This window comes from Sphingomonas sanguinis, assembly GCF_001476905.1.
Classification (GTDB): Bacteria; Pseudomonadota; Alphaproteobacteria; order Sphingomonadales; family Sphingomonadaceae; genus Sphingomonas; species Sphingomonas sanguinis_B.
Genome location: NZ_LDTE01000129.1, coordinates 1 through 6,500, shown reverse-complemented (window position 1 = coordinate 6,500; position 6,500 = coordinate 1). Strand labels below are relative to the sequence as shown.

Genomic DNA, 6,500 nt, shown 5'->3' with positions numbered 1-6,500 from the left:
TGGGGCCGCCCGCGCCCGGTGGCCTGGGCGGCGAAGGCGGGGCGCCGGTGCCAACGTCCTGAATTCCTCCCCTGCAAGGGGAGGTGGCAGGGCGAGGCCCTGACGGAAGGGGAGCGCCGCGAATGACGGCATTGGCCGCACGCCTCCTCCACCAGCTTCGCTGGTCCCCCTCCCCGTGCCAGGGAGCGATGGAAACGAAAAAGGGCCGGACAGGCGTTCCCGCCCCCGGCCCCTTTCCAGACGAAACGAACGCTTACTTGGTCGTCGCGCGCGCGTCTTGGCCGTCGCCCTCGGGGGCGGCGACGATGTCGCGGGTGGTCGCGCCCTTGTCGACGACGTTCGTGCCGGGGTCGCCGACCGACGAGCGGATACCCGCATCGGCATTGTCGGCCCCGGCATTCTGCACCAGACCATATTCCGACTGGCTGCGCGCCGACTGACCACCGAACAGCGCGTCCAGCGTCTGCTGCTGGCCGCTGCGTGCCTGGACGGGCGCGGCGCCCGGCTGGGGCGGGACCAGCGCGAAATCGGGCGGGATGATCAGCGAGGGCTGGCGCGCGACGGCGAATTCATCGGGACGCGCCCGGTCCAGGCCACGCCCGGCCCCACATCCCGTCAGCAACGCGGCGCAGGACAGACCTGCGATGACGGGCACCAACTTACGCATTGCTCTTCTCCACGGGAGCGGGCCGGTCGCGCACGAGAAGCGCGCGCGCCAGCAGAACCAGAACGCCTATCGTAATCGCTGCGTCAGCGACATTGAAGACCAAAAAGGGACGCCACTCGCCGAAGTGCAGATCGGCGAAGTCGACGACATAGCCGAAGCGCACCCGGTCGAGGATATTGCCCAGCGCGCCGCCCAGCACACAGCCGAGCGCGACCTGGTCGACCGGATTACGCTCGCGCGTCATCCAGAAGGCCACCGCCAGCGCGATCGCGCCGGTCATCGCGACCAGCGCCCAGCGCGAGGCGTTGCTGTCGGCGGTCAGCAGGCCCAGCGAAATGCCGTAATTGGGCACGAAGCGCAGGTTGAAGATCGGCAGGACTTCACGCACGTCGCCGAGCGCGCGCAGGCCCATCGGCCCGGTCACCGCCCATTTGATGACCTGATCGACCAGGAACAGCGCCAGCGCCGTCATCAGTCCACGCTTGGGCAGATTAGCCATGCGCGACCACCTCGGCACAGCGACCGCACAGCTCGCCGTCCGCCGAAACGTCGGGCAGGTGACGCCAGCAGCGGCCGCACTTGTGATGCGTCGTGCGCGCGACCGTCACCTCATCGGCTATCTTCACGTCCGCGACGATGAACGCTTCGGCCAAGGCATGGGGTTCGAGCGGCAGCGACGGCACCGTCACCTCCGCCTCGTTGGACGAACGCACGGTCTTTTCGCGGCGCAACGGCTCGATCGCCTCGGTCACCTGCGCACGAAGACCGCGAATCTCGGTCCAGCGTGCCATCAGCGCCTCGTCCTCGCCCAGCTGCGGCAGTTCCGGCCATTCGAGCAGATGAACCGAGCCATCCTCCGAAGGGAAGCGCGACTGCCACACTTCCTCGGCGGTGAAGCACAGGATCGGCGCCGCATAGCGGACCAAAGCGTGGAACAGGATGTCGAGGACGGTGCGATAGCTGCGGCGCTTCGGATCGGTCGCGGCGTCGCAATAGAGCGAGTCCTTGCGGATATCGAAGAAGAAGGCCGACAGGTCCTCATTCGCGAAATCGGTCAGCGCGCGCAGATAGCGGTTGAACTCGTATGCGTCGGCAGCACGGCGCAACTCGGTGTCGAGCGCGGTCAGACGCGCCAAGACGTAACGTTCCAGCTCGGGCATCGCGTCGAACGAGATGCGCTCCTCTTCCGTAAACCCGTCGAGCGCGCCGAGCAGATAGCGGAAGGTGTTGCGCAGCTTGCGATAGCTGTCCGAGGCGGTGGCGAGCACCTCCTTGCCGATGCGGACATCCTCGAAATAATCGGTCGAGGCGGTCCAGATGCGCAGGATGTCGGCGCCGGACTCGCCGATGATCTTCAGCGGATCGACGACATTGCCCAGCGACTTGGACATCTTGCGGCCCTGCCCGTCGAGCGCGAAGCCGTGGGTCAGCACCGCGTCATAGGGGGCACGGCCGCGCGTGCCGCAGGATTCGAGCAGCGACGACTGGAACCAGCCGCGATGCTGGTCCGACCCTTCGAGATACAGGTTCGCGCGCGTGCCCTCGCCGTACCGTGCCTCGATCACGAAGGCATGGGTCGAACCGGAGTCGAACCACACGTCGAGGATGTCGTTGACCGGCTCGTAATCGGCGAGGTCGTAATCGGCACCCAACAGCGCCTGGTGATCGGCGGTGAACCAGGCATCCGCGCCCCCTTCGCGGAAGGCGTCAAGGATTCGGGCATTGACCGCCTTGTCGGCCAGATATTCGCCCGTCTGGCGGTTCACATAGAGCGCGATCGGCACGCCCCAGGCGCGCTGGCGGCTGATGACCCAGTCAGGCCGCCCCTCGACCATCGAACGGATGCGGTTGCGGCTGCGCTCGGGGACCCAGCGGGTGCGCTCGATCGCGTCGAGCGCGGTCTGGCGCAGCGTCGCGCCATTGCCCAGTGGCACGGTCAGCAGCGGCGTCACGCCCGAGATCGGGTCGACATTGGCCATCGCCATTTCGGGGATCAGGGTCGTGTCGGCGCGGTCCATCGGGATGAACCATTGCGGGGTCGCACGGAAGATGACCTTCGCCTTCGACCGCCAGCTATGCGGATAGCTGTGCTGGAAATCGTCCGAAGCGGACAGCAGCGCGCCGACCTCGCGCAGGTCCGAACAGATCGGACCATCGGCGGCGACGAACTTCTTGTTGATGACGCTGCCCTGGCCGCCCAGCCACGCCCAGTCGGGGCGATAGGTGCCGTCGCCCTGCACCGCGAAGACCGGGTCGATGCCGTTCGCCTTGCACAGCAGGAAGTCGTCCTCGCCGTGATCGGGGGCCATATGGACCAGACCCGTACCAGCGTCGGTGGTGACGAACTCACCTGCCAGGAACGGACGGGGCTTGGCGAAGAAACCGCCCAGCTTGTGCATCGGATGGAGCGCGGTCGCGCCCTCCAGCACCGGCCCCTTGGCCAGCGCCAGAAAGCCCTTCATCGAGATGCCGGTGCGCTTGGTGAAGGCGGGCAGCAGCGGCTCGGCGACGAGGTAGCGGCGGCCGTCGCACTCGAAGTGCAGATAGTCGATCGCCTCGCCATAGCTGAGCGCCTGGTTGACCGGGATCGTCCAGGGGGTGGTGGTCCAGATGACCGCCAGCGCGCCGACCAGATCGGGATATTCGGGGCAGGATGCGACCTCGAACCCGACATCGATCTGGGTCGAGACGATGTCCTCATATTCGACCTCGGCCTCGGCCAGCGCGGTCTTTTCGACCGGCGACCACATGACCGGCTTGGCGCCGCGATAGAGCTGGCCCGATTCGGCGAACTTCAGCAGCTCGCCCGCGATCACCGCCTCGGCGTCATAGGTCATGGTCAAGTACGGATTGGCCCAGTCGCCCATCACGCCCAGCCGCTCGAACTGCGCCTTTTGTGTACCCACCCAGGTATCGGCATAGGCGCGACACTCGGCGCGGAACTGCGCGACGGGCACCTCGTCCTTGTTCAGTTTCTTGGCGCGATAGGCCTCCTCGACCTTCCACTCGATCGGCAGGCCGTGACAGTCCCAGCCGGGGACATAGGGGGCGTCCTTTCCCATCAGGGTCTGCGAACGGACGATGATGTCCTTCAGCACCTTGTTGAGCGCATGGCCCATGTGAATGTCGCCATTCGCATAAGGCGGGCCGTCATGCAGGATGAACCGCTCGCGCCCGGCACGCTCGCGGCGGAGGCGGTCGTACAGCCCCATCTTGGCCCAACGATCCAGGATCGCCGGTTCCTTGGCGGCAAGTCCCGCCTTCATGGGGAAATCGGTCTTCGGCAGGAAGACGGTGTCGCGGTAATCGGGCGCGTCGCTCATAGGGGACAGGCCCTTAGCGCCTTTAGGTTAACACGTCATGCCGGATTATGCGACGCCAGTATTTCGCGCGCCCGGGCACAATCCGCGTCCATCTGCGTGACCAGTGCGTCGAGCGTATCGAACTTCGCCTCGGGCCGCAGATAGTCGATCAACTCGACCGACACGGTTCGCCCATAAAGATCGCCCGCGAAATCAAAGAAATGCGGCTCCAGCAATTCCTTGGGCGGATCAAAGCTGGGGCGGATGCCCAGATTGGCGGCGCCGTCCAGAACGCGTCCATCGTCCAGCCGCCCGCGCACCGCATAGATGCCATAGGCGGGACGCAAATATTCGCCCATGTCGAGATTGGCGGTCGGATAGCCGATCGTGCGGCCCAGCTTGTCGCCATGCTGCACCACGCCCTGAATCGCATAGGGCCGGGTCAGCAGCCGCGCCGCCGTTTCCGCATCGCCCGCGATCAGGGCGGCGCGAATCCGGCTGGACGAGATGGTCTCGCCGTCCAGCCTGACGGGCGCGACCGCATCGGTGGAAAAGCCACGCGCCCGCCCCCAGGCGCGCAGCGCGTTGACGTTGCCGCTGCGCGCGCGGCCGAAGGTGAAGTCCTCGCCCGTCACCACCCCGCCGACCTTCAGGGCCGCCAGCAGCCGCTGCTCGACGAACGCCTCCGCCGACAAGGCCGCGAGTTCGGCGTCGAAGCCGAACACGATCATCGCATCCACCCCGGCTGCGGCAAACAACCGCTCGCGCTGGTCGAGCGTGGTCAGGCGAAAGGGCGCGGCGTCGGGCTTGAAATAGCGGATCGGATGCGGATCGAAGGTCGCGACCAGCGCGGGGCGTCCCTCCGCCCGCGCACGCGCCACCGCGGCACCGACCACTGCCTGATGCCCCAGATGAAAACCGTCGAAATTGCCCAGCGCGACGATACCGCCCGCCAGATGCGCGGGGATCGCCCCCGCGCCATCAACACGCTGCATGGCCGCGCGCTATAACAGGCCGCGCCAAATTGGCTAGGCGCGCGACAACACGCGGTTGCCGCTCCCCTCGACCGCCAGCGCGCGCAGCGATTCGGCCTTGTGGAAGGTTTGCTCCATCACCACGCCGACCCCGACCGCGACCCCACCCGACAGGGTGACCACGCCGATCGGCGCGCCCGAACCGCGCAGGCGCAGCGTCCGGGCCTGCATCGCACTGCGCGCATCCTCCATCATGCCTGCCACCATCGACAGCGGACGACCACGCAGCACGACGACGAACAGATTGCCCTGCCACCGGATGATCTCTGCCCCCTCGCAACTCTGGCGCAGCGTGGCGACAAAGGCGCGCAGGACATTGTCGGCGACCGACCGCCCGTAACGTTCGTTGATCCCCTCCAGATCGTCCACGCTGCACGTCGCGATGACATAGCCATGCGGGTCGCTGGCCAGCCCCTCGATCAGGGCGCGCGCGCCGGTCCGGCTCATGACGCCGGTCAGAGGGTCGACATCGTCGCTCTGCGGCACCGAGTCGATGCGCGTGCGCAACGCGGCGACATGCCCCGCCAGCTCTTCCAGATCGCGCTCGGTCCGGGCGATGCGCGCGATCAATTGTTCCAGCAGCAGCGCGACCGCGCCCGAATCGGGCCCCATGTCGTTGCCGCCGCTGCGCGCATGGGACAGGGCCGCGAACTCGCTGGTGAAGCCGCCGGTGATCTGGCGCGCATCGGCGGTCAGCGATTCCAGCCGCTCCGCCTGCTCGCCCAGTTCGCGCTCCATCCGGGTGCGGTCCTCATGCCGCTCGGCCATCTCATGCTGGCGGACCAGCGGCATCAGGCTGCGCACATCCTCGTCGGTCAGGCGGACGCCGCCATCGGTCCGCCGCGCCACCTCCAGCCCCAGGGGGCCATAAGGATGCAGGACCGCCTGCAACGCCAGGGCATAGCTGTCGGTGGTACGCGGCAGGCTGTGCCGGTCGAGGAACGACAGGGCCTCGCGGCTGGCATCGAACAGGCCGGGAAGATCGGTGTCCGGCCGCCTACGCCCGTCGCTGTCCCAGTCCATGACCATGATGCCTGATCCATCCCCAAGATGAATGCGGGCCACGGACCGCATTTCGTCGTTGCCGCCAGCCTAAGGCCGTTCGGATCGCGAATGAAGACGGGCGCGGGGCAAAATTTTCGGAACGCCGTTAACCGGCCTTAACCACATCATCCTTCTGTTCGCGCCGCAACGTCACAAATGAATAGCCCGGCCGCCCGTCCACAGCGGGATGGGACTGCCGATCCACTTCACACCAGCCAGTAAAGGGCGCGACGATGGTGTCGCCCTGAGCATCGCAGTCGATCTCGGTCAGTTCGATACGATCGGCCCGGTCGCGGAACAGGTCGAAGATCTCCGCGCCGCCGATGACGAAGACATCGCCCTCCCCCGCCAGGGCAAGCGCCCCCGCCACGTCGTGCGCCACCTCCGCGCCCGCCGCCTGCCAAGCGCGGTCGCGCGTCAGCACGATATGCCGTCGTCCGGGCAGCGGCGCGG

6 protein-coding genes are annotated in these 6,500 nt (G+C 67.1%); all 6 read right to left on the bottom strand.

Going from position 1 to position 6,500, the window contains the following annotated elements:
• Positions 1-253: 253 nt before the first annotated feature.
• Entirely contained in the window at positions 254-667 is a 414-nt protein-coding gene (locus SB4_RS16900) for a DUF3035 domain-containing protein (RefSeq protein WP_058716219.1), read from the bottom strand.
• A complete protein-coding gene (gene lspA / locus SB4_RS16895) occupies positions 660-1,166 on the bottom strand; it encodes a signal peptidase II (RefSeq protein WP_058753511.1) in 507 nt (168 codons plus the stop codon). The genes SB4_RS16900 and lspA overlap by 8 nt, the downstream gene beginning before the upstream one ends.
• Positions 1,159-3,990, bottom strand: coding sequence for an isoleucine--tRNA ligase (ileS, locus tag SB4_RS16890; RefSeq protein WP_058753510.1), 2,832 nt, complete (start codon positions 3,988-3,990; stop codon positions 1,159-1,161). Before ileS ends, lspA begins: the two co-directional genes overlap by 8 nt.
• 35 nt (positions 3,991-4,025) lie before the next feature.
• Entirely contained in the window at positions 4,026-4,964 is a 939-nt protein-coding gene (locus SB4_RS16885; protein ID WP_058753509.1) for a bifunctional riboflavin kinase/FAD synthetase, read from the bottom strand.
• 33 nt (positions 4,965-4,997) lie between these two features.
• Entirely contained in the window at positions 4,998-6,032 is a 1,035-nt protein-coding gene (locus SB4_RS16880; protein ID WP_193753863.1) for a GGDEF domain-containing protein, read from the bottom strand.
• Between the two features lie 121 nt (positions 6,033-6,153).
• Positions 6,154-6,500, bottom strand: a 347-nt coding sequence (locus SB4_RS16875; RefSeq protein WP_058753507.1) for a dihydrofolate reductase, incomplete at its 5' end; no start/stop codon positions are given.

Bases quoted from the DNA above. Each gene is read 5' to 3' on its own strand.
- SB4_RS16900 (WP_058716219.1), bottom strand. From the start codon at position 667: ATGCGTAAGTTGGTGCCCGTCATCGCAGGTCTGTCCTGCGCCGCGTTG.
- lspA (WP_058753511.1), bottom strand. From the start codon at position 1,166: ATGGCTAATCTGCCCAAGCGTGGACTGATGACGGCGCTGGCGCTGTTC.
- ileS (WP_058753510.1), bottom strand. From the start codon at position 3,990: ATGAGCGACGCGCCCGATTACCGCGACACCGTCTTCCTGCCGAAGACC.
- SB4_RS16885 (WP_058753509.1), bottom strand. From the start codon at position 4,964: ATGCAGCGTGTTGATGGCGCGGGGGCGATCCCCGCGCATCTGGCGGGC.
- SB4_RS16880 (WP_193753863.1), bottom strand. From the start codon at position 6,032: ATGGTCATGGACTGGGACAGCGACGGGCGTAGGCGGCCGGACACCGAT.